19 protein-coding genes are annotated in these 18583 nt (G+C 71.6%); 9 read left to right on the forward strand and 10 right to left on the reverse strand.

From position 1 onward, the window contains the following. Positions 1-29: 29 nt before the first annotated feature. Positions 30-662: a peptidylprolyl isomerase gene (locus ACZ7CF_RS19900; protein WP_360395376.1), complete on the reverse strand. Its 633-nt coding sequence runs from the start codon at positions 660-662 to the stop codon at positions 30-32. 695 nt (positions 663-1357) lie between these two features. On the opposite strand from ACZ7CF_RS19900, the gene ACZ7CF_RS19905 reads away from it, so the two are divergent. Both ACZ7CF_RS19905 and ACZ7CF_RS19910 read left to right on the forward strand, forming a co-directional pair. Beyond that, on the forward strand, positions 1358-3487 hold the full coding sequence (locus tag ACZ7CF_RS19905) for a diguanylate cyclase (RefSeq protein ID WP_360395378.1): 2130 nt from the start codon (positions 1358-1360) through the stop codon (positions 3485-3487). A 119-nt stretch (positions 3488-3606) separates the two neighbouring features. Beyond that, positions 3607-5157, forward strand: coding sequence for a tannase/feruloyl esterase family alpha/beta hydrolase (locus ACZ7CF_RS19910; protein WP_470370222.1), 1551 nt, complete (start codon positions 3607-3609; stop codon positions 5155-5157). Here the strand turns inward: ACZ7CF_RS19910 and pip (ACZ7CF_RS19915) are convergent. The 4 genes from pip (ACZ7CF_RS19915) to ACZ7CF_RS19930 all read right to left on the reverse strand — a co-directional run bounded on the left by pip (ACZ7CF_RS19915) (position 5130) and on the right by ACZ7CF_RS19930 (position 8210). After that, positions 5130-6140 (reverse strand): prolyl aminopeptidase, encoded by a 1011-nt coding sequence (gene pip / locus ACZ7CF_RS19915; RefSeq protein WP_470370223.1) that lies wholly within the window; start codon positions 6138-6140, stop codon positions 5130-5132. The two genes, ACZ7CF_RS19910 and pip (ACZ7CF_RS19915), sit on opposite strands and share 28 nt — an antisense overlap. Beyond that, complete coding sequence (gene pip / locus ACZ7CF_RS19920; protein WP_470370224.1) at positions 6137-7087, reverse strand: prolyl aminopeptidase; 951 nt, start codon at positions 7085-7087, stop codon at positions 6137-6139. The genes pip (ACZ7CF_RS19915) and pip (ACZ7CF_RS19920) overlap by 4 nt, the downstream gene beginning before the upstream one ends. A 116-nt stretch (positions 7088-7203) precedes the next feature. Next, complete coding sequence (locus ACZ7CF_RS19925; protein ID WP_360395386.1) at positions 7204-7746, reverse strand: DUF305 domain-containing protein; 543 nt, start codon at positions 7744-7746, stop codon at positions 7204-7206. A 56-nt stretch (positions 7747-7802) separates the two neighbouring features. After that, positions 7803-8210, reverse strand: a complete 408-nt coding sequence (locus tag ACZ7CF_RS19930) for a hypothetical protein (RefSeq protein WP_360395387.1) — start codon at positions 8208-8210, stop codon at positions 7803-7805. Positions 8211-8534: 324 nt separating this feature from the next. Here ACZ7CF_RS19930 and ACZ7CF_RS19935 point away from each other — a divergent pair, with 324 nt between their 5' ends. From ACZ7CF_RS19935 to ACZ7CF_RS19945, 3 genes are read left to right on the forward strand one after another with little or no spacing between them, the layout of a single operon-like run. Next, positions 8535-9284, forward strand: a complete 750-nt coding sequence (locus ACZ7CF_RS19935) for a lytic polysaccharide monooxygenase (RefSeq protein WP_470370225.1) — start codon at positions 8535-8537, stop codon at positions 9282-9284. 4 nt (positions 9285-9288) lie between these two features. Beyond that, positions 9289-9903 (forward strand): DUF305 domain-containing protein, encoded by a 615-nt coding sequence (locus tag ACZ7CF_RS19940; protein WP_360395391.1) that lies wholly within the window; start codon positions 9289-9291, stop codon positions 9901-9903. A 43-nt stretch (positions 9904-9946) separates the two neighbouring features. Next, the gene (locus tag ACZ7CF_RS19945) at positions 9947-10969 is read left to right on the forward strand and encodes an FAD-dependent monooxygenase (protein ID WP_470370226.1); all 1023 of its coding nucleotides are present in this window, start codon (positions 9947-9949) and stop codon (positions 10967-10969) included. Here ACZ7CF_RS19945 and ACZ7CF_RS19950 read toward each other — a convergent pair. Both ACZ7CF_RS19950 and ACZ7CF_RS19955 read right to left on the reverse strand, forming a co-directional pair. Further along, positions 10938-13538, reverse strand: coding sequence for an AfsR/SARP family transcriptional regulator (locus tag ACZ7CF_RS19950; protein ID WP_470370227.1), 2601 nt, complete (start codon positions 13536-13538; stop codon positions 10938-10940). The two genes, ACZ7CF_RS19945 and ACZ7CF_RS19950, sit on opposite strands and share 32 nt — an antisense overlap. 12 nt (positions 13539-13550) lie before the next feature. Continuing rightward, a complete protein-coding gene (locus ACZ7CF_RS19955; RefSeq protein WP_470370228.1) occupies positions 13551-14312 on the reverse strand; it encodes an AraC family transcriptional regulator in 762 nt (253 codons plus the stop codon). Positions 14313-14362: 50 nt separating this feature from the next. Between ACZ7CF_RS19955 and ACZ7CF_RS19960 the strand changes: the two genes are divergently transcribed. Continuing rightward, positions 14363-14761: a DUF2000 family protein gene (locus ACZ7CF_RS19960; protein WP_458430444.1), complete on the forward strand. Its 399-nt coding sequence runs from the start codon at positions 14363-14365 to the stop codon at positions 14759-14761. A gap of 76 nt (positions 14762-14837) precedes the next feature. Further along, entirely contained in the window at positions 14838-16043 is a 1206-nt protein-coding gene (locus tag ACZ7CF_RS19965) for an MFS transporter (RefSeq protein WP_470370229.1), read from the forward strand. Here ACZ7CF_RS19965 and ACZ7CF_RS19970 read toward each other — a convergent pair. Together ACZ7CF_RS19970 and ACZ7CF_RS19975 are read right to left on the reverse strand one after the other, a co-directional pair. Beyond that, positions 15953-16777, reverse strand: coding sequence for an alpha/beta fold hydrolase (locus ACZ7CF_RS19970; RefSeq protein WP_458430446.1), 825 nt, complete (start codon positions 16775-16777; stop codon positions 15953-15955). The two genes, ACZ7CF_RS19965 and ACZ7CF_RS19970, sit on opposite strands and share 91 nt — an antisense overlap. Then, positions 16774-17457: an SRPBCC family protein gene (locus ACZ7CF_RS19975; RefSeq protein ID WP_470370230.1), complete on the reverse strand. Its 684-nt coding sequence runs from the start codon at positions 17455-17457 to the stop codon at positions 16774-16776. Before ACZ7CF_RS19975 ends, ACZ7CF_RS19970 begins: the two co-directional genes overlap by 4 nt. Positions 17458-17566: 109 nt before the next feature. Here ACZ7CF_RS19975 and ACZ7CF_RS19980 point away from each other — a divergent pair, with 109 nt between their 5' ends. After that, a complete protein-coding gene (locus tag ACZ7CF_RS19980; RefSeq protein WP_470370231.1) occupies positions 17567-17746 on the forward strand; it encodes a hypothetical protein in 180 nt (59 codons plus the stop codon). Here ACZ7CF_RS19980 and ACZ7CF_RS19985 read toward each other — a convergent pair. Further along, a complete protein-coding gene (locus tag ACZ7CF_RS19985) occupies positions 17725-17958 on the reverse strand; it encodes a zinc-ribbon domain-containing protein (protein ID WP_470370232.1) in 234 nt (77 codons plus the stop codon). The genes ACZ7CF_RS19980 and ACZ7CF_RS19985 overlap by 22 nt on opposite strands. A gap of 91 nt (positions 17959-18049) precedes the next feature. On the opposite strand from ACZ7CF_RS19985, the gene ACZ7CF_RS19990 reads away from it, so the two are divergent. Further along, on the forward strand, positions 18050-18556 hold the full coding sequence (locus ACZ7CF_RS19990) for a GNAT family N-acetyltransferase (protein WP_360395407.1): 507 nt from the start codon (positions 18050-18052) through the stop codon (positions 18554-18556). Positions 18557-18583 lie beyond the last annotated feature (27 nt).

Genomic DNA, 18583 nt, shown 5'->3' on the forward strand with positions numbered 1-18583 from the left:
TGACCGTTGACCCCGATCGCGAAACGCGGTCAGGCGGCCACGTGGATGATCCGCACCGGCTTCTTCGGTGCGCCGTCGAGCGTTCCGTCCGGCTGCGGCACGATCCCGGCCGCCACGATCCGGTCCAGGGTGTCCATGCCGGACACGACGTGGCCCAGCACCGTGTAGACCGGCTTGATGTTCGCGAAAGAGTGCACGATGAAGAACTCGCTGCCGTTGGTGCCCGGCCCCTGGTTGCCGTACGCGATGGTGCCGCGCGGGTAGGTCTCCGCACCGCTGACCTCGTCGGCGAACCGGTAGCCGGGACCGCCCTCCTCCGCCCGGTGGATGTCACCGCATTGCAGCACGCCCAGCCGCGCGGTGTCCGTCAGCCGCCAGCACTGCGTCATCGTGTAGAACCAGCTCCGCGCCAGGTGCGCGAAGTTCGCCACCCCGCACGGCGCGGTGGCGCGGTCCAGCTTCGCGACCACGACGCCGTAGTTCGTCACGATGGTGACCTTCACGGTGCCGCGGGCCGGGACCGTCGACGGCGGTGGCTGCACCGGGCGGGCGGCCGGGTTCTCCGGCGTGGGGATGAACTCGCAGCGCGCGGTCGGCGGTGCCGCGTGTGCGGTGGCGGGGGCGAGGACGACCATCATCAGGACGGCGAGCAGTAGCCTCATGGCCGCCGACCGTAGTCCCGGCTCCACGCCTTGTCAGCACCTCGACGGCGCCTTGGGCAGCTCCCGCGGCACCGCTGCCCGGTGCGTCCATAGCACTGTTGCGAGCCGCTCCCCGCACGCACTGGCCGAAGAGGCAGAAACCCGGAGCCGTGCAGGTGAAGGGCTGCCCCGATAACGATATCGCGCTACTGCCGCGGTAACCGGATTTCAAAACCCAGCAACGGTCAACGACGAAGGTTCCGGAACTCGCGCGAAACGCCGTGCGTCAAGTCAGGTGGAAAGTCGTGACGGCACCGGGCGCGGGAGACCCCCGTTGCGCCCCTCGGGTGTCCGCCAACAGGTGGAGGGCACGGGCACAGCGCGTGGTCGAACGGGGAAAGGTGCCCGAATCCCCGCCGAGCAGCCAAAAGTCGTGCGAAAATCGGCGCGGTCCACCCGTGGGCGGGAACCGGCGACGGACCGGAACCGCCGTCGTCACGCTGTCGGACGAACTCGTGGGGCGGATTGGGTGAGCCGGCTCGCCGGCTGCCGCGACGGTGCTGGGATTTCATTCGCGCGGAAAACAGAACAGTGATTTGCGGTAACGTCGGACTCGTATTGGTTGGTCACCTCATCGGAGTAACGGCGGTGCCGCGGTCATGAGGAGTCGGGCATCATCACCTGGCCCGACCAAGTCGCAGAACGAGGGGTCTCGTGTGACCATCTTCCGTGCCGGCCGGACCGGAGCGTGGTGGATGTACCTGGTGGCAGGTCACCTGCTGCTGGGGGTCTACTACCTCATCCCGGTGAGCCCGGCTGGCACAACGGGGCAGACGGTGCGCGTGGTGCTGTACTGCACGATCTCCGCCTCGGCCGCGATCGCCATGTTCGCCGGCGTCCGCCGCAACCGGCCGCAGTGGCGGCGCCCGTGGGTGCTCCTCGCACTGAGCCAGGTCGTCTACGCGCTGGCCGACCTCACGTTCTACGCCTCGCACTACATCTTCCGGTACACGCTCTACCCGTCGTACGCGGACGTCCTCTACCTGGGCCACTACCCGCTGATGGTGGCCGGCGTGATCATGCTGATCCGCCGCCGCACACCGGGGCTGGACCTGCCGAGCCTGCTCGACGCCGCCGTGCTCGCCGTGGTGGCCGGCATGGCGTCCTGGCTCTACGTCATCGGCCCGCAGGCCCGGCTCACCTCGCCGGCGCTGGTCAAGCTCGCCTCGCTCGGCTACCCGATGATGGACCTCGCGCTGTTCGTCGTGGCCCTGCGGCTGATCTTCGGTGCCGGACCGCGGCCGCGCGCGTTCGTGCTGCTGACGGCGAACCTGCTGGGCATCCTCACCGCGGACACGATCTACGTGCTGCAACGCCTCGACGGCAGCTACCACGCGGGCAACTTCCTCGACGCCATCTGGCTCTCGGCGAACCTGTGCATCGGTGCCGCCGCTCTGCACCCGACGATGGCGCGGCTCGTGGACCGCGCGCACATGAAGGACGTCGGCCTGAGCCGCGGCCGGATCATCGCGCTGTCGTCGGCCGCGCTGGCCGCGCCGGTGCTGATGCTGGTGCACGACGTCGGCGAGTCGTCGCAGGACGTGGTGGTGATCGCGGCGGGCAGCGCGCTGCTGTCGCTGCTGATCATCGCGCGGCTCGCGGGCCTGGTCGCCGACCAGCGCAAGCTCGCGATCACCGACAGCCTCACCGGCCTGCACACCCGCCGGTTCTTCGAGGCGCAGCTGCCGCTGGAGATCTCGCGGGCACGTCGCAACGACGGGTCGGTCGCGGTGTTCATCATCGACGTCGACCGGTTCAAGTCGATCAACGACAACTACGGCCACCCGGCCGGTGACGACGTGCTGATGGAGGTCGCCGCCCGGTTGCGCGCGGCGTCGAGGTCGGGGGAGGTGCTCGCGCGCTACGGCGGTGAGGAGTTCGCCCTGCTCGTCCCGGACGCGGGCCCCAACCGGCTCTCGGTGATCGCGAACCGGCTGCGCGAACGCGTTGCGGAGAAACCCATCCCGGTCAACGCGGGCAACGACGACATCCCGCTGTCGGTCACGGTGTCGGTGGGCTCGGCGAGCTTCCCGACGCACGGCGACGGCCCCGACGACATCGTGGTGATCGCCGACCGCGCGCTGTACGCGGCGAAGGCCGCAGGCCGCAACCGGATCGCGGTCGGCCCCGAGCCGCTGCCCGCCGTCGACCCGGACACCGACGGCGCGATGGCGGAGTTCCTCTGCCAGGTCGCCGACCGCGTGGACGGCTGGCTGCACCGCTACGACCACAGCCGGTCCGTGTCGCGCTGGGCCGGGGTGGCCGCCGGGGAGTTCGGCCTCGACGCACCCACGACCAGGGTCGCCCAGCTGGCCGGCCGGCTGCACGACATCGGCAAGATCATCATTCCGGAGGTCGTGCTGACCAAGCCGGGCGCGTTGTCGGAGGAGGAGTGGCGGCTGCTGCGCCAGCACCCGGACTTCGGCTACCGGCTCGCGCGGATGGTGCCGGGGTTCGCGGGCGTCGCGCACGTGATCCGCCAGCAGCACGAGCGCTACGACGGCACCGGCTACCCCGACGGCCTGAAGGGCGCGGACATCCGGGCCGAGGCGCGCATCCTCTCGGTGTGCGTCGCCTGGGCCGCAATGCGGTCGAACCGTCCACACCAGACCGCGCTGGACGAGAACCGTGCGCGGCGGGAACTCTGGGCAGGGCGCGGCGAACAGTTCGACCCGGACGTCGTGGACATGTTCCTCGACCTGCACACGCAGGGCAGCATCGGAACGTTGCGCCCCTCCGGTCTGTCCGTGCAGGAGGCCGGCTTCCCCGCCGACTTCCGGCCCTGACCCGCGGCGGTTCGTGCGCGAGATCATCCGTTCGGCCGAGCCGGATCCTGCCCAACACCTCCGGAACCACACCGGACAGGTGCGAGACTTCACCTGGTTCGAACCAGGGGGAAGATCGCATGGTCCGCAAGTCGCTGGCGGCACTCGTCGCCGTGCTCACGGTCGTGGCGGGAACGATGCCCGCCGCCTCGTCGTCGGGCGGACCGACCCGGCCGGTGCGGTCGTGCGCGGCGCTGGTGCGCTCGTACCCGGTGCCGGACGCGCGGACGCGGGTCGAGTCGGCCGTGGTCGTGCCGGCCGCGGGCAGGGTGCCGGAGTTCTGCGACGTGCGGGGCACGATCGAACCGGACGTCCGGTTCCAGCTGAAGCTGCCCACCCGGACCTACCGCGGCCGGTACGTCCAGTACGGGTGCGGCGGGTTCTGCGGGTTCCTGGAGCCGGCGAAGTTCCCCCAGTGCGGTCCGGCGTTCGGCGACGCGGCGGTCGCGACCACCGACGCGGGCCACCGGACGCCGCCGGAGGACCCCACGGACACGACGTGGGCGCGGTCGGACCAGCAGGCGCGCGACGACTTCTTCTTCCGCGCACCGCACGTGCTGGCACGGGTGTCGAAGGTGCTCGTGCGGAGCTTCTACGGCGTCGCACCGGCGAAGTCGTACTTCACCGGCTGCTCGAACGGCGGCCGCCAGGCGTTGCAGCTCGCCCAGCGCTACCCGCACGACTTCGACGGCATCGTGGCCGGCGCGCCGGCCGGCTACTTCGGGGCGCTCGTGGGCTACCAGGCGTGGATCACCCGCAACGCCATCCCGAACGACAAGATCGACCTGCTGCACGCCGCCGTGCTGCGCGCGTGCGACGGTCTCGACGGGCTGGTGGACGGCCAGCTCGACGAGCCGCGGCTGTGCCGCTTCGACCCGGCCGTGCTCGCCGGTCAGCTGACCGAAGACGAGATCGCCCGCGCCCGCCGGCTCTACGCGGGCCCGTCCGACGGCGGTGTCCGGCTCTACCCCGGTGGTCAGTCGTACGGCTCGGAGCTGGGCTGGAAGTACTGGACCAACCCGGTCGACGGCCACTCGATCTCCGGTCAGCTCGCCGACGACGCGCTGAAGAACCTCGTCTACCCCATCGGACAGCCACACTCCTCTGTGGACTCGTTCGAGTTCACCGTGCGCGAGCTGCACCGCGTGGCACGGGAGGCGGTGAAGGCGAACGCGATGTCGCTGGACCTGCGGGAGTTCCGGCGTGCGGGCGGCAAGCTGGTCGTCTGGCACGGTGCCGCAGACCCCGGCATCCCGGTGCAGGGCACGCTGGACTACTGGCAGCGGCTGACCGGCGGCCGGACGCAGGACTGGGCCCGCCTGTTCGTCGTGCCCTCGCTGCACCACTGCGCGCGCGGTGACGAGCTGACCGACTTCGACCCGTTCCCCGCGCTGGTGCGGTGGGTGGAGGGTGGTGCGGCACCGGCGAAGGTGGTCGCGGAGGGACGGGACGGCTCCGGTGCCGTGACCCGCACCCGTCCCGTGTTCCCCTATCCGGCCCGCGCCGTGTACGACGGCACCGGCAGCACCGACGACGCCGCGAACTTCGTGCCGGCGCCGGGCCCCGTGCTGCGCGACCGCATCCTGTGGGCCGGCGAGGGCCTCTACCGCTCCGGCCCCGTCGCCCCCTGACCCCCGCTGCTGGCAAGGCATCTGCAAGTACGACCAACTTGCAGATGCCGGCGGAAGCAGGGTTGGAGGAACTTTGCGATGGCGGCCGTCAACGCGGCGTCCGTGCTGCGCGTGGACTGGTGGCCCGCGTCGCCGACGAACACGAGCTCGGCGTCGGGCCACCGCTGGGCGACCTCCCAGGCGTTCTCCGGCGGACCGCCGAAGTCGTACCGGCCGTGGATGAGCACGCCCGGGATGCCGTGCAGGCGATGGAGGTTGTCCAGGACGTGGTCCGGTTCGAGGAACGCCTCGTTGCCCCAGTAGTGCGTGATGATCCGGGCGAGCGTGTACGACGTCAGCGGGTCCTCGTACCGCGTGCCGGCGAAGTCCGTCGCACCACCGGCCATGAGCGCGAGGTCCCACCTGTTCCAGTCGTGGGCGGCTTTCGCGCGGGTATCGGGATCGTCGGAGTTGAGGAGCCTGTTGTAGGCGACGGCCAGGTTGCCGTCCCGTTCCTCCTCCGGCACCCCGCGCTGGAACTCCGCGAACAGGTCGGGGAAGAACAACCGGGCCCCGCGGGTGAGCCACGCGTGCTCCTGCGGCCGGGACGTGGTGACCGCGCTGATGATGAGCTCGCTGACCCGGTGCGGGTGCTGGATCGCGTACGCCAGCGCGAGCGTCGACCCCCAGGAGGCCCCGGCGATCAGCCACTTGTCGATGCCGAGGTGGTCGCGGAGCTTCTCGGCGTCGTCGATGAGGTGCTGGGTGGTGTTGTGCTCCATGCTCGTGGCGGGGTCACCGGCGTGCGGGGTGCTCTTGCCGCAGCCCCGCTGGTCCCACAGCACCAGCAGCCAGTGCTCGGGGTCGAAGTCCTCGCGCCACCGCCGGTTCAGCCCGCTGCCGGGACCGCCGTGGAACACGACCGCGGGCTTGCCCGCCGGGTTTCCGCTGACCTCGTAGTGAATTCGCTGCCCGTCACCGACGTCCAGCCAGTCCTCGGTCACCGGAACTTCTCGACGGCCGCGGCGATCGCCTCGCTCATGCTGCCGCCCTCCTTCGCCTGGTGCCCGGCGTCACCGAGAACCACCAGCTCGGCGTCCGGCCACCTCTTCGCCACCTCCCACGCGGTCCACAGCGGCCCGCCGAGGTCGTTGCGGCCGTGGATGAGCACGCCGGGGATGCCGTGCAGGCGGTGGAGGTTGTCCAGGACGTGGTCCGGTTCGAGGAACGCCTCGTTGCCCCAGTAGTGCGTGACCACCCGTGCCGTCGTGTAGCGGAAGAGCGGGTCCTCGTAGGGCGTGCCGGTGAAGTCGTTGTCGCCGCCGGTGACCGTGGCGAGGTCCCACTTGCTCCAGTCGTGGGCGGCTTTCGCGCGGGTATCGGGGTCGTCGGAGTTGAGCAGCCTGTTGTAGGCGAGGGCGAGGTTGCCGTCGCGGTCCTCCTCGGGGACGCCGTCGAGGAACCGCTCGAAGTGGTCGGGGAAGAACAGGCTGAGGCCACGGGTGATCCACGCGTGCTCCTGCGGCCGGGACGTGGTGACCGCGGCGATGACCAGCTCGCTGACCCGCTCGGGGTGCTGCTCGGCGTAGGCGAGCGCCAGCGTGGAGCCCCAGGAACCGCCGATGATCAGCCACCGGTCGATGCCGAGGTGTTCGCGGAGCTTTTCGGCGTCGTCGATGAGGTGCTGGGTGGTGTTGTGCTCCATGCTCGTGGCGGGGTCGCCGGCGTGCGGGGTGCTGTTGCCGCAGCCGCGCTGGTGCCAGATGACGAGCTTCCAGTGCTCCGGGTCGAAGTCGCGGCGCCAGCGGGCGCTGTTCCCGGGGGCACCGGGGCCGCCGTGGAAGACCACGGCGGGTTTGCCGTCCGGGTTTCCGCTGATCTCCCAGTGGACGCGGTTGCCGTCGCCCACGTCGAGGAGGCCCTGGTCGTAGGGCTCTGGATGGGGGTGCATGCGGTCAGGCTATTGCCGGGAACGGGGGAGGGCCCGTGGTTTTCCGCCGCCCCGCGCACGACGCGGTGGCGGGTCCGCCGCCCTTCGAGAGGGGACCCGCCACCGGTGCGGCCACGTCAGGACTTCTGCCGGGCGCCGATCTGGTCCAGCACCTCGGTCTGCGACACGATGATCTTGCCGGCCAACGCCTTCGAGCCCACGTGCACGCCCTTCGCCTGGGCGTCCTTCGCCATGTCCACGCCGCTGCGCAGGTGGCGGGACAACGTGGCCAGGTAGAGCGTGTCGAACTGGGTGCCCTGCGCGGTCTTGAGCGCCTCGACGTCCTTGGCGGTCATCATGCCCGCCATCTTGTGCGTCTCGTGGGGGGCGTCGCCGGGGACCTGGATGTTCCACGTGCGCAGGTAGGTCGACATCTGCTCGATCTCACCCGCCTCCGCGGCGGCGATCCGGTCGGCCACGTCGACGACGAAGGAGTCCTTGGAGCGTTCGACGGCGAGCTTCGAGATCTCGATCGTCTGCCGGTGGTGGGGGATCATGCGCAACGAGAACGTCGCATCCGCCTCGTTGGCCGCCGGTTCGCCGGAGCCGCCCCCGCCGAACGCCGAACAGCCCGTCAGTGCCAGCAGCCCCAGCACCACGATGAGCAGACGCGCACGCATGAAGCCTCCCGTCCTCGGTTCCCTGCCGAGGCATACGGAGGGGCGTTCTGCCCGGTTCAGAAGTTCCGCTGGCCGAGCTGCTCGGTCACCGCGGACACCACGTCGGGGTGGCCGAGGGGCAGCGGTGCGGGGATGCGGTCGTCGGCGCTGTCGTCGCTGCGCGCGATGACGCGGGCGAACGGCGCGGTGACCTCGGTCTCCGGGTCCACCAGCAGGACCGAGTTCACGAGGTGCTCGTGCCGGCCCACCAGGTCGACGACGTCGGCGGCGAGGGGTCCGCTGCACACCACGTCGAGGCGCACCGGCGCGTCGTCGTCGTGGTGGGCGGCGAGCACCTTGTCCACTGTGGACTTCCACTCGGGTGCGGCGGGGACGCGCAGCCACACCACGCGCAGGGTGTCGGTGAACGGGCGCCAGGTGGCGGGGATGCCCTCGTGCGGGGCCTCGCCCGCTGGATCGATCACGAGGACCGTTGGGGCACCTGCGGGTCCGTCGACGACGACGCCGGGGCCACTGGCTCGGGAGGGCTGGTCGAAATCACGCATGACGCGGGGATTCCCCGTCCGGAGGCGACTTACTCGGCTGACAGGACCAGTTGTCCCGGTGGACCGGCTGGTGCGGAACTCGTCGAACTTCGCTCCGGGTGACTCCTTGACCACTTTCGAAACGTCGGTTTATGGTCTAGACCACACCGATACTTGATCGGCGAGCGATCAGAAACGCCGTCGGTTCCCGCCCCTGCAACGGGGGTCCACCCCGCCTGGGAACGATCCAAGGAGTTCGGAAGAATGAAACTCACCAGGAAAGCGGCGCTCGTCATGGCCGCGGTCCCCGCAATCGTGCTCGTCACGCCCGTCGGTTCGGCCAGTGCGCACGGGTACGTGTCGTCACCGCCGAGCCGGTCGGCGCAGTGTGCGCAGAAGACCGTTCCCTGCGGTGCGCCCACGTACGAGCCGCAGAGCGCAGAAGGCCCCAAGGGCCTGATGAACTGCAACGGAGCGCGCGGCGACTTCGACGAGCTCAACGACGACAGCAAGGGCTGGCGGGCCACCAGCACCGGCACCAGCCTGACGGTGAGCTGGACGTTCACCGCCCGCCACCGCACGCGCGACTACGAGTACTACATCAACGGCTCGCGCGTCGGGTACGTCAACGGCAACAACGCGGCTCCGACCGACCCGGTGCGGCACACGATCAACCTGAGCGGCTTCTCCGGCCGCCAGAAGATCTTCGCCATCTGGAACATCGCCGACACCGGCGCCGCGTTCTACTCCTGCATCGACGTCAACGTGAACGGTGGCGGCACCCCGCCGCCCACCACCACGCCGCCGACGACGACGCCTCCGACGACCACCCCGCCCACCACGACCCCGCCGACCACGCAGCCGCCCGCGGGTGGCACGTGGGCCGCGAACACGTCCTACGCCGCGGGTGCCCAGGTCACCTACGGCGGCTCGACGTACCGCTGCCGGCAGGCGCACACCGCGCTGACCGGCTGGGAGCCGCCGAACGCGGTCGCGTTGTGGGAGAAGATCTGATCCGATGAGGCGCCTGGTGATCGCGGTCGCGGTCCTGGCGCTGGCGGGGTGCGGTGGAGGTGCCGCCGTGCCGGAGGCCCAGCAGCAACACCAGCAGGGCCACGGGCACGGTGCGGCGACCTCCACCGCACCACCTCCCGCTGCCACCGCGAGGTTCAACGACGCGGACGTCATGTTCGCGCAAATGATGGTCGCCCACCTGCAACAGGGCATCGACCTCGCGGTGGTGGCGAAGGCCATGGCCACCGCGCCGAAGGTCAAGGAGCTCGCCGGCGCGGTCGACGTGACCCAGCGCGAGGAGCTGGAGATGCTCAAGGGCTGGCTGAAGCTCTGGGGCAAGCCGGAGCAGCCGTCGAGCGACCCGAACGTGCACGCCGCCCACGGCGGCATGCCGCTGCTCGACGCCAAGGTCATCGCCGAGGTCAAGGACAGGAGCAAGGAGGAGTTCGACCTCGCCTACCTCAACCTGATGACCGGCCACCAGGGCGGCGCCGTCGAGATGGCGCAGACGGAGCTGAAGGACGGCTCCAACCCGGAGACCACCGCCTACGCCCAGCGCGTGCGGGACTCGCGGTCCGGTCAGATCCAGCAGATGCTGACGTTGATCAACGGGCAGTAGCCGGTCAGCGTCCGGTCAGCGGCCCGGTGTTGCCTGCCGGGCCATGGACGTGTTGATCTCGGGGGCCGGCGTGGCCGGCCCCGCACTGGCCTTCTGGTTGTCCCGCTTCGGGATCTCGGCCACGGTCGTCGAACGCGCGCCCTCGCTGCGGACCGGCGGCCAGGCCGTCGACTTCCGCGGCGAGGCGCACCTGTCCGTGCTGCGGCGGATGGGTCTGCTCGACGCCGTCCGCGCCGCCGCGACGACCCCGCGCGACATGGTGTTCCGCGGTGTCGACGGACGGGAACGCGCCCGGCTGCCCGCGTCGTTCACAGCGGGTGAGGTCGAGGTCCTCCGAGGGGACCTGTCCCGCCTGCTGCACGACGCGAGCGCCGCGGACGCGGAGTACGTGTTCGGTGACTGGGTCACGGCGCTGCACGACGACGGCGCCGGCGTGGACGTGGAGTTCGCCCGCGGCCGGCCGCGGCGGTTCGACTTCGTCGTCGGCGCGGACGGGATGCGCTCCGGCGTGCGGCGGCTCACCTTCCCGGACTACCGGCCGCGGTTCCAGGGCTACTACTTCGCCCTCTGGCCCGCCGACGGCGACGACCGGGACCTGACCTGCGCGCCGGGGGTGCTCAGCGCACCGGGCTGGGTGCTGTTCAAGTCGCCGGTGCCGCCGGAGCTGCTGCCCGACGAGCTGATCGCGCCCGACGTCTACTTCGACTCGATCAGCCAGGTGCGGATGCCGGCCGTCAGCTCGGGGCGGGTCACCCTGCTCGGTGACGCCGGGTACGGCTCGACGCTGGGCGGCATGGGCACCGGGCTCGCGGTCGTGAGCGCGTACGTGCTGGCCGGGGAGCTGGCCGCGGGCGGTGACGCGTTCGCCCGCTACGAGGCACTGGTCGGCCCGTACGCCCGCGGCTGCCAGGGCAACCCGGGACCGTTCCTCGCGCCGGGCACGCGGCTCGGCATGTGGGTGCGCGACCGGGTGTTCGGGTTCCTGGACAAGGCACCGGTGTTCGCGCGCATGGACCTCAGGGCCGCCACCGCGATCAAGCTCCCCGAGTACGCGCGAGTGCGCTGAGCGCCGCCTCCACCTGCTGCTTGGCGTTCGCGTGCATCCACCCGAACCCGAGCTCCCGGTCGGCGGCCAGCAGCAACCGCTCCGCCTCCGCCGGGTCGTCCCGGCGGCGGGCGATCTCCGCGAGACCCACGTGGGCCAGTGCCCTGGTCGCGGCGAGACCCGCGCGGGTCGCCAGGTCCAGCGCCTCGCGGTAGTCGCGTTCGGCGGCGTCCTGGTCGAGGTCGAGCAACCGGTCGGCGCGGCGGCCGCGCAGCTCGGCCAGCTCCTCGGTGGCACCCAGCTCACCGACGGCGCGCAGGGCCTCGTCGGTGAGGGCCAGCGCCTCGTGCGGGTCGTCGGTCAGGGTGGCGAGCACGTCGAGGACCTGGGCCGCGCCCCAGCGCTCACCGAGGTCCTGGAACCGGCGCAGGGCCTCCCGGGACCGTTCGACGGCCAGGGCGCGGTCGCCGTTCACCGCCCACTCGGTGTAGGCGGTGCTGAACGCGATCAGGCCCCGCACCCACGGGTCGGTGCTGTTCTCGACCGCCTCCTGCAACGGGGTGCGCGGGCGGTCGCGGTCGGGCGGCCCGGCCAGCATGGCCCACGCGATCAGCACGAACGGCTGGCGCACCGGGCCGCGCAGCTGCTCCAGGACACCGCGGACGCGTTCGGGTGCGGCCAGTGCCAGCAGGATCGCGTACTCCTCGCTCACCTGCTCGGGCACCACGCCGAGCAGGGTGCGCGCGATCGGCTCGACCTCGGTGCGGCTGCCCTTCACGTACAGGTACCAGGACAGGTCCGCGAGCAGGCGCAGAGCGGCCGCCGGCTCGTGGGCGGTGGTCCAGGTCAGCGCCTGCAGGAGGTTGGCGTGCTCCGCGCTCATCGCGGCGAGCCAGCGCAGCTGGCCGGGGCCGCGCAGCTCGGGGTCGGCGCGGCGGGCCAGTGCGCTGTAGAACGCGGCGTGCCCGGCGTCGGCGCGACCGTGCCGCGCGCAGAACTCGCGGATCGTCTCCAGCATGCGGTAACGGCCGTCGGCGGCTTCGACCAGCGACTTGTCCACCAGCGCTGCCAGCACCTCCAGGTCGTGCCCGCCCACCTGTTCCACGGCGTCGAGGGTGGCGCCACCGCTGAACGTCGCGACCGCCGTGGCGAGGTCGCGTTCGTCGGGCGTGAGCAGGTCCCAGCTCCACCCCACGACCGCGCTCAACGTCTGGTGGCGGGGTGCCGCGGCGCGGTTCCCCTTGGACAGCAGGCGGAACCGGTCGCCCAGCCGCCGCGCGATGTCCTCGGTGCTGAGGGTGCGGACGCGGGCGGCGGCCAGCTCGATGGCGAGGGGGAGGCCGTCGAGCTCGCGGCAGATGCGGTCGGTGTGCTCGTCGCGGGTGAACGACGGCCGCACGGCCCTGGCGCGCTGGACGAACAGCGCCACGCTCTGCTCGGGGTCGAGCGGCGGCACCGGGCACAGCGTCTCGCCGGTGATGCCCAGCGCCTCCCGGCTGGTCGCGAGGACCCGCAGCCGCGGGCACGTGCTGAGCAGGTGCTGGACCAGCCGCGCCGCCTGCTCGACGACGTGCTCGCAGTTGTCGAGGACGAGCTGGACCGCGCGGTCCTTCAGCGCGAGCGTCAGCCGTTCCTCCGGTGGCAGCACGGTTTCCTTGAGCCCCAACGCCTGCAGCGTCGCCGCGGCCACGTCGTGCACCGGTGCCAGGTCCACGAACACGGCGTCGTCGGCCGCCGCCCGCAGCGCGAGCCGGGTCTTGCCCGCCCCGCCCGGACCGGTGAGCGTGACCAGCCGGTCCTCGGTCAGTCCCGCGAGCCGCTCCAGCTCCGCCTGCCTGCCCACGAAACCGGTGAGCTGGGCGGGCAGCTCCCGCGGTGCCTGACCGCGCAGCAGCTGCACGTGGATCGCGCGCAGCTCGGCGGACGGGTCGGTGCCGAGCTCCTCGGCCAGCACGGCGCGGGCGTCCTCGAAGGCCTGCAACGCCTCGGCCGGCCGGCCCTGCTGGTGCAGCGCCTGCATCAGGAAACCGCGCAGCCGTTCGTCCAGCGGGTGCTGCCGCACGAGGTCCTGGATCTCCTGCACGTCCGCCCTGTGCAACCGGACTCGCGCGGCGATCAACCCGTGCGCGGCGCTCCGGCGTTGCCGTTCAAGGCGGTCGGCGTGCCCGGTCGCGGTCGTGCCGCCCAGTGCGGGCCCGCGCCACAACGCCAGCGCGTCGGCCAGCAGTGCCTCCGCCGCCTGCGGGTCACCCCGGTCGAGCGCCTGCTGCCCGGCCGCCGCCAGCGCCGCGAACCGGTGCGCGTCAACGGTGTCCGGGTCGAGCGCGAGGCGGTACCCGGCCGGGTGCAGCTCGACCAGCTCGGCCGCCCCGAGCGCCCGGCGCAGCCGCGACACCTGGCCCTGCAACGCGTTCGCCGCGTCGGACGGCGGTGCCTCGCCGTACAGCTCGTCGATCAGCCGGTCGACGGGCACGACCTCACCGGCCCGCAGCGCCAGCAACGCGAGCAGGGTGCGCGGCCGCGGACCGCCCACCGCGACCTTGCCCGCTGCGGTGCGGGCCTCCACCGGACCGAGGACGTCGACGTGCACCGGCTGATTCTGTCAGCGCGCGAACCGTCCCGGGCTGGTACCGAGCACGCGCCGGAAGTGCCGGGTCAGGTGCGACTGGTCGTGGAACCCGGCCAGCACCGCCGCCTCGGCCGCGGGCCGCCCCTCCAGCAGGTGCCGGCGGGCCAGGTCGACCCGCCGCCCGGTCAGGTAGCGGTGCGGCGGCAACCCGAACCGCCGGCTGAACGCGCGCACCAGGTGCGTGGGGCTGCTCTGCAGCTCGGCCGCCGCCTCCGCCAGCGTGAGACCCGCGGGCAGCGACGCGTCGAGCAGCTCCCGCAGCCGGTCGGCCAGCGTCGGGTCGGCGAACACCTGCGGTGCGGTCCCGGCGAAGTGGTGCGTGATCCGCTCGGTGATCAGCGCCAGCCGGCTCTGCGCCTCCAGCGGCTCGTCCAGCACCAGGTGCAGCTGGTCCACCCGCCTGCGCAACAAGGGGTCGACGAGCATCGGGGTGTCGACGGACTTGCCGACGAGCCCGGCGGGCAGCACGTCGCCGTCGAGGTACAGCACCCGTTTGCGGAAGCCCGACTCGTGCGCGGACCGGCCGTCGTGCGGCACGTGCGGCGGCAGCAGCGTCACCCCGTCGACCAGTGCGCCGTGTTCGTGCCGGTCCAGCTCGTAGCGCACCGCACCCGTGTCTATCAGCAACAACGTCCACGCGTCGTGCGTGTGCGCCGGGTAGACGTGGGTGGTGAACTCGGCGTGGAAGACCTCCCGGATGCCGTCCACCGCCGGGCGCCAGGCGGTGCTGCTCATGTCAGGAACGTACAAGACCGGCGGCGGCCCCACCCGCGATGGTGGACGCCATGTTCGACACCAAGATCGCTGTGCTGCTGCGGGACGACCTGGCCTCCTGGCAGGCGCTGAACGTCACCGCCTTCCTCGTCAGCGGCCTCCCGCAGGAGCTGCGCGGTGAGCCGTACACCGACGCCGACGACGTCACCTACCTGCCGATGTTCGGCCAGCCCGTCGTGGTCCTGCAAGGTGACCGGGACGTGCTCACGAAGGCCCACCAGCGCGCGCTGACCCGCGACCAGGCCATGTCGATCTTCACGGCCGACCTGTTCTCGACCGGCAACGACGCCGACAACCGCGCCGCCGTGCGCAAGGTGCACACCCGGGACCTCGACCTGGTCGGCCTCGCGGTGCACGGTCAGAAGAACGCGATCGACAAGATCCTCAAGGGCGCGCGGATGCACCCCTGACCGATCCGAATTGGCCCAGAGAAGCAGCGCGGTCTTGTCCCAAGGTCAGGGCCAATCAGCGTCCTACGGTCGTTCCATGACCCGGCGACTCGCGTACGCGCAGCTGACCAACTCGATCGGTGACGGCGGCTTCCTCGTCTGCTCGGCCCTCTACTTCACGCTCGTGGCCGGCCTGAGCCCGGCGCAGGTCGGCCTCGGCCTCACCGTCGCGTGGGGCGTCGGCGCGGCGGCCGGTGTCGCACTCGGCTCGCTCGCCGACCGGTGGGGGCCGCGCACCACCGCGGTCGTGCTGGCGGCGCTGACCGCGGCGAGCATCGGCGTTCTGCTCGTCGCACGGGGCCACCTGGCGTTCGTGCTGGTCATGTGCCTGTACGCGAGCTTCCAGAGCGGGTTGCAGGCGGCCAGGCAGGCGTTGCTCGCGGGACTGACGACGCCCGAGGAGCGCACGCGGGTGCGGGCGCGGATCCAGTCGACCGCCAACGCGGGCATCGCGATCGGCGCGGCGGCGGGCGGGTTCGCGCTGCACCTCGGCACGGAGCTCGCCTACACGGCGGTGTTCGCGCTGGACGCCCTGAGCTTCCTCGCCGCCGCGGCGATCCTCGCGACATTGCCGGAGACCGCGACGACCCGTGCACCCGGCCGGTTCGAAGTGCTCAGGGACCGGCCGTACGTGCTGGTCACGCTGGTGAACGCGGTGATGCTGCTGTACATGCCGCTGCTCAGCCTGGTCATCCCGCTGTGGATCGTGCAGCGCACCGAGGCGCCGACGTGGCTCGCGGCCGCGCTGCTGGTCCTCAACACCGCGGCCGTCGTCCTGTTCCAGGTCCGCATCGCCCGCCGGGCCACCGAGCTCACGCGGGCCGCGGGGCTGGTGCGGCACGCCGGGCTGGTGCTGGGCGCGTCCTGCGTGGTCTTCGCGGCCACGGCGTTCGGCATCGGGGCGTGGCCCGCGGCGGCGCTGCTGGTCGCGGCCGCCGCGCTGCAGGTGCTCGGCGAGATGATGCTCGCCTCCGGGGCCTGGGAGATCGGCTTCTCCCTCGCGCCCACCGACCGCCAGGGCCAGTACCAGGGCTTCTTCGGCACCGGCACGGCGGTCGCGCGCATGGTCGGTCCGGCCCTGCTCACGACCGTCGTGCTCGGGTGGGGGAGCCTCGGCTGGCTGCTGGTCGGCGGGCTGTTCGTGCTGGCCGGCTACGCGATGGGACCGGCGGTGCGCTGGGCCCGCGAGAAGAACTCCACCAGCTCCGGCGCCATCACCGAGGACTTGTACATGTGCGTCTGACCGGCCAGGGTGCGGTGCTCGGCGCCCTTGACGACCTCCGCGACGTTCTTCATCGCGTTGCGGAGGTACACGGGCGACTTGCCGCCGTCCAGGGCGAGCGTCGGCACCTCGACGTGCCAGCGGTCAGCCGGCAGCGGCTCGCCACGGCCGTCGTCGCCGAGGATGCGCAGGTCCCACGGCAGCGTGTGCGCCACGGCCTTGAGCTTCTTCCACACCGGCGTCAGCTTCATGACCGCGACGGCGAAACCGGGCGTGCCGACGAGCTTCATGAACGACGACAGCGCGCCGGACCGGTCGCCGCGCGCGATGAGGTCGTCCACCGTCCGCACGTAGTCGGCGGGACGGGCCGGGTGGGTGTCGTCCACGACGAACGGCGCCTCGTAGACCGCGAGCCGGGTGATCGACGGCAGCCTCGACGCGGCTTCGAGCGCTAGCACCGCGCCGGAGGAGACGCCGAAGACGAACGCGGACCCGCCGGCCTCCCCGATGACGGCCTCGATGTCCTCCACCTCGCGCTCCAGCGACCACGGCGTGGCGCCGTCCCCGGTCTCGCCCCGGCCGCGGCGGTCGTAGGTGTGGACGGTGAAGTCCTTGTCCAGCACGGACGCGAGCTCCGTGCTGGGCCCGAACCTCCGATGGCACAGTGCGCCGTCGACGAGCAGCAGCGCGGGACCGGAGCCGGTGGTCGAGCAGGCGACCTGCGTGCCGTCGGCCGAGGTGGTGAAGCGGGTCATTTCTGCTCTCCCAGGGTGTTCTCGAACCAGAGCTGCCAGTCCTGTTCGGACTCGTCGCCCGTGAAGACGTGGTGCGCGGCGATCATCGGGCCGTGGAAGCCGCGCAGGAAGCGGTACATGCCGTTCTCGGTGCGCAGCCCGAGGGTGTGCGAGTTGCGGTGGTACTCCACGGCACCGGGGAGCTTCGCCTCGATCGCGTCGTCGAGCCTGCGCCACGCCTCGTCCCAGTCGGTGACCTCGGGCCCGAAGACGGTCAACGGCTGCGCGGTGCGGCCGGCGAAGTGGCCCAGGTACTCGACCAGCGTGCGCCAGAACAGCGCGCCGCCCAGCCGCATCGCCTCGAACTCGTCGGCCCAGTCGTCGCCGGGCAGGAAACCGCTCGTGACCATCCGCAGCACCGTGCTGCCGTGGTCACGGCCCTCGACCAGGAACTCGTAGGCGATGAACCGGCCGTCCCCGGCCTTGCCGCTGTCGTGCGCGAAGTGCTTCGGCGGGTCCCACGCGGTGACCTCCGAAGTCGGCCGGTAGGCGCCGAAGGCCATCGTGACCTGGCCGTTCCGCACCTCGTTGCGGCCCATGTACCACGAGTCGATGCCCGGCCCGGTGGCGATCGCCTCCCAGACCTCGTCGACCGAGGCCGGTACCTCGGCGCTGTCGGTCGCTTCGAACGCGTGGCCCATCAGCTGCTCTCCCTCTCCTGCGGCATGGTGCCATCCTGCCGCCGAAGAAAGTTATCGTCAAGAAGAAAAAATTTGTCGGTTGAGGAGAGCGCGGGCGTAGGCTCGGAGGATGGCTGACGGTGATGACCGTCCCGGTCCGCTCGGTCGCGACGAGCGGCTGGCCGTGGACCTCCGCGACGCCGGTTCGAGTGCGTGCTTCCTCGACCTGGTCTGCCCCGAGTGCGGGCGCGTCACCACCGACGCGGACGCGCCCGGCTGCGCCGCCTGTCAGACGCCCGCGCCCAGCTGATGCGCGTGGGTGGAGCTGATGTCGTAGGCGACACCGCAGAACGTGCACTGCATCCCGTACTTGCGGCTGATCGTGAACAGCGGGATGAAGAAGACCGTGGGCTTCGTGACCCGGCGCGTGAGGCTGTGTGCCGCCTGGTGACCGCAGTGGCCGCACACCAGCGTCAGCATGACGAGCTGCTGGACCGTCGTTCGCCAGCCGAAGATGACCATCCGCGTGCTCCCTGGGGGTTGGGGTTGTCCCTATGACGTCCCGCGGGCCCGCTGAGTTGCAGCCGGTCCGCCATCTTCAGAAGGTGGACAGGTGGACGACCTGTTGCGACCCTGGCGGCCCGACGACGCCCCCGTGCTCCTCGCCGCCGCCCGCGAACCCCTGATGGACCGCCAGTTCACCACCGAGATCACCTCCCTGGAGGACGCCGTCTCGTGGATCGACCTGCTCGCCGTGCGGCGCGTGGACGACGTGGCCTACACCTTCGCCGTGCTCCTGGACGGCGAACCGGCCGGGAACATCGCCGTGTCGAGTGTGGAACGACGCCACCAGACCGGCTGGGTGTCGTACTGGGTGCGCGAGCACGCACGCGGCAGAGGACTCGCGACCCGCGCCTGCCGCGCGGTCAGCGACTGGGCGTTCACGGAGCTCGGGCTGTTCCGCCTGGAGCTCGCCCACCGGGTGGACAACCCCGCCTCCTGTCGCGTGGCCACCCGCGCCGGCTACGCGGTGGAAGGCGTCGAACGGGGCCGGCTCCTGCACGACGGGCAGCGGTTCGACGCGGAACGGCACGCCCGGCTCGCCACTGATCGGGTGTGAGGTTCACCGCGCGGGCAACGCGGGTAA

It is taken from the genome of Lentzea sp. NPDC036955, from assembly GCF_055608005.1.

Coding starts and splice junctions, on each gene's coding strand:
- ACZ7CF_RS19900 (WP_360395376.1), bottom strand. CDS start 662: ATGAGGCTACTGCTCGCCGTCCTGATGATGGTCGTCCTCGCCCCCGCC.
- ACZ7CF_RS19910 (WP_470370222.1), top strand. CDS start 3,607: ATGGTCCGCAAGTCGCTGGCGGCACTCGTCGCCGTGCTCACGGTCGTG.
- pip (WP_470370224.1), bottom strand. CDS start 7,087: ATGCACCCCCATCCAGAGCCCTACGACCAGGGCCTCCTCGACGTGGGC.
- ACZ7CF_RS19925 (WP_360395386.1), bottom strand. CDS start 7,746: ATGCGTGCGCGTCTGCTCATCGTGGTGCTGGGGCTGCTGGCACTGACG.
- ACZ7CF_RS19935 (WP_470370225.1), top strand. CDS start 8,535: ATGAAACTCACCAGGAAAGCGGCGCTCGTCATGGCCGCGGTCCCCGCA.
- ACZ7CF_RS19940 (WP_360395391.1), top strand. CDS start 9,289: ATGAGGCGCCTGGTGATCGCGGTCGCGGTCCTGGCGCTGGCGGGGTGC.
- ACZ7CF_RS19945 (WP_470370226.1), top strand. CDS start 9,947: ATGGACGTGTTGATCTCGGGGGCCGGCGTGGCCGGCCCCGCACTGGCC.
- ACZ7CF_RS19955 (WP_470370228.1), bottom strand. CDS start 14,312: ATGAGCAGCACCGCCTGGCGCCCGGCGGTGGACGGCATCCGGGAGGTC.
- ACZ7CF_RS19960 (WP_458430444.1), top strand. CDS start 14,363: ATGTTCGACACCAAGATCGCTGTGCTGCTGCGGGACGACCTGGCCTCC.
- ACZ7CF_RS19965 (WP_470370229.1), top strand. CDS start 14,838: ATGACCCGGCGACTCGCGTACGCGCAGCTGACCAACTCGATCGGTGAC.
- ACZ7CF_RS19970 (WP_458430446.1), bottom strand. CDS start 16,777: ATGACCCGCTTCACCACCTCGGCCGACGGCACGCAGGTCGCCTGCTCG.
- ACZ7CF_RS19975 (WP_470370230.1), bottom strand. CDS start 17,457: ATGGGCCACGCGTTCGAAGCGACCGACAGCGCCGAGGTACCGGCCTCG.
- ACZ7CF_RS19980 (WP_470370231.1), top strand. CDS start 17,567: ATGGCTGACGGTGATGACCGTCCCGGTCCGCTCGGTCGCGACGAGCGG.
- ACZ7CF_RS19985 (WP_470370232.1), bottom strand. CDS start 17,958: ATGGTCATCTTCGGCTGGCGAACGACGGTCCAGCAGCTCGTCATGCTG.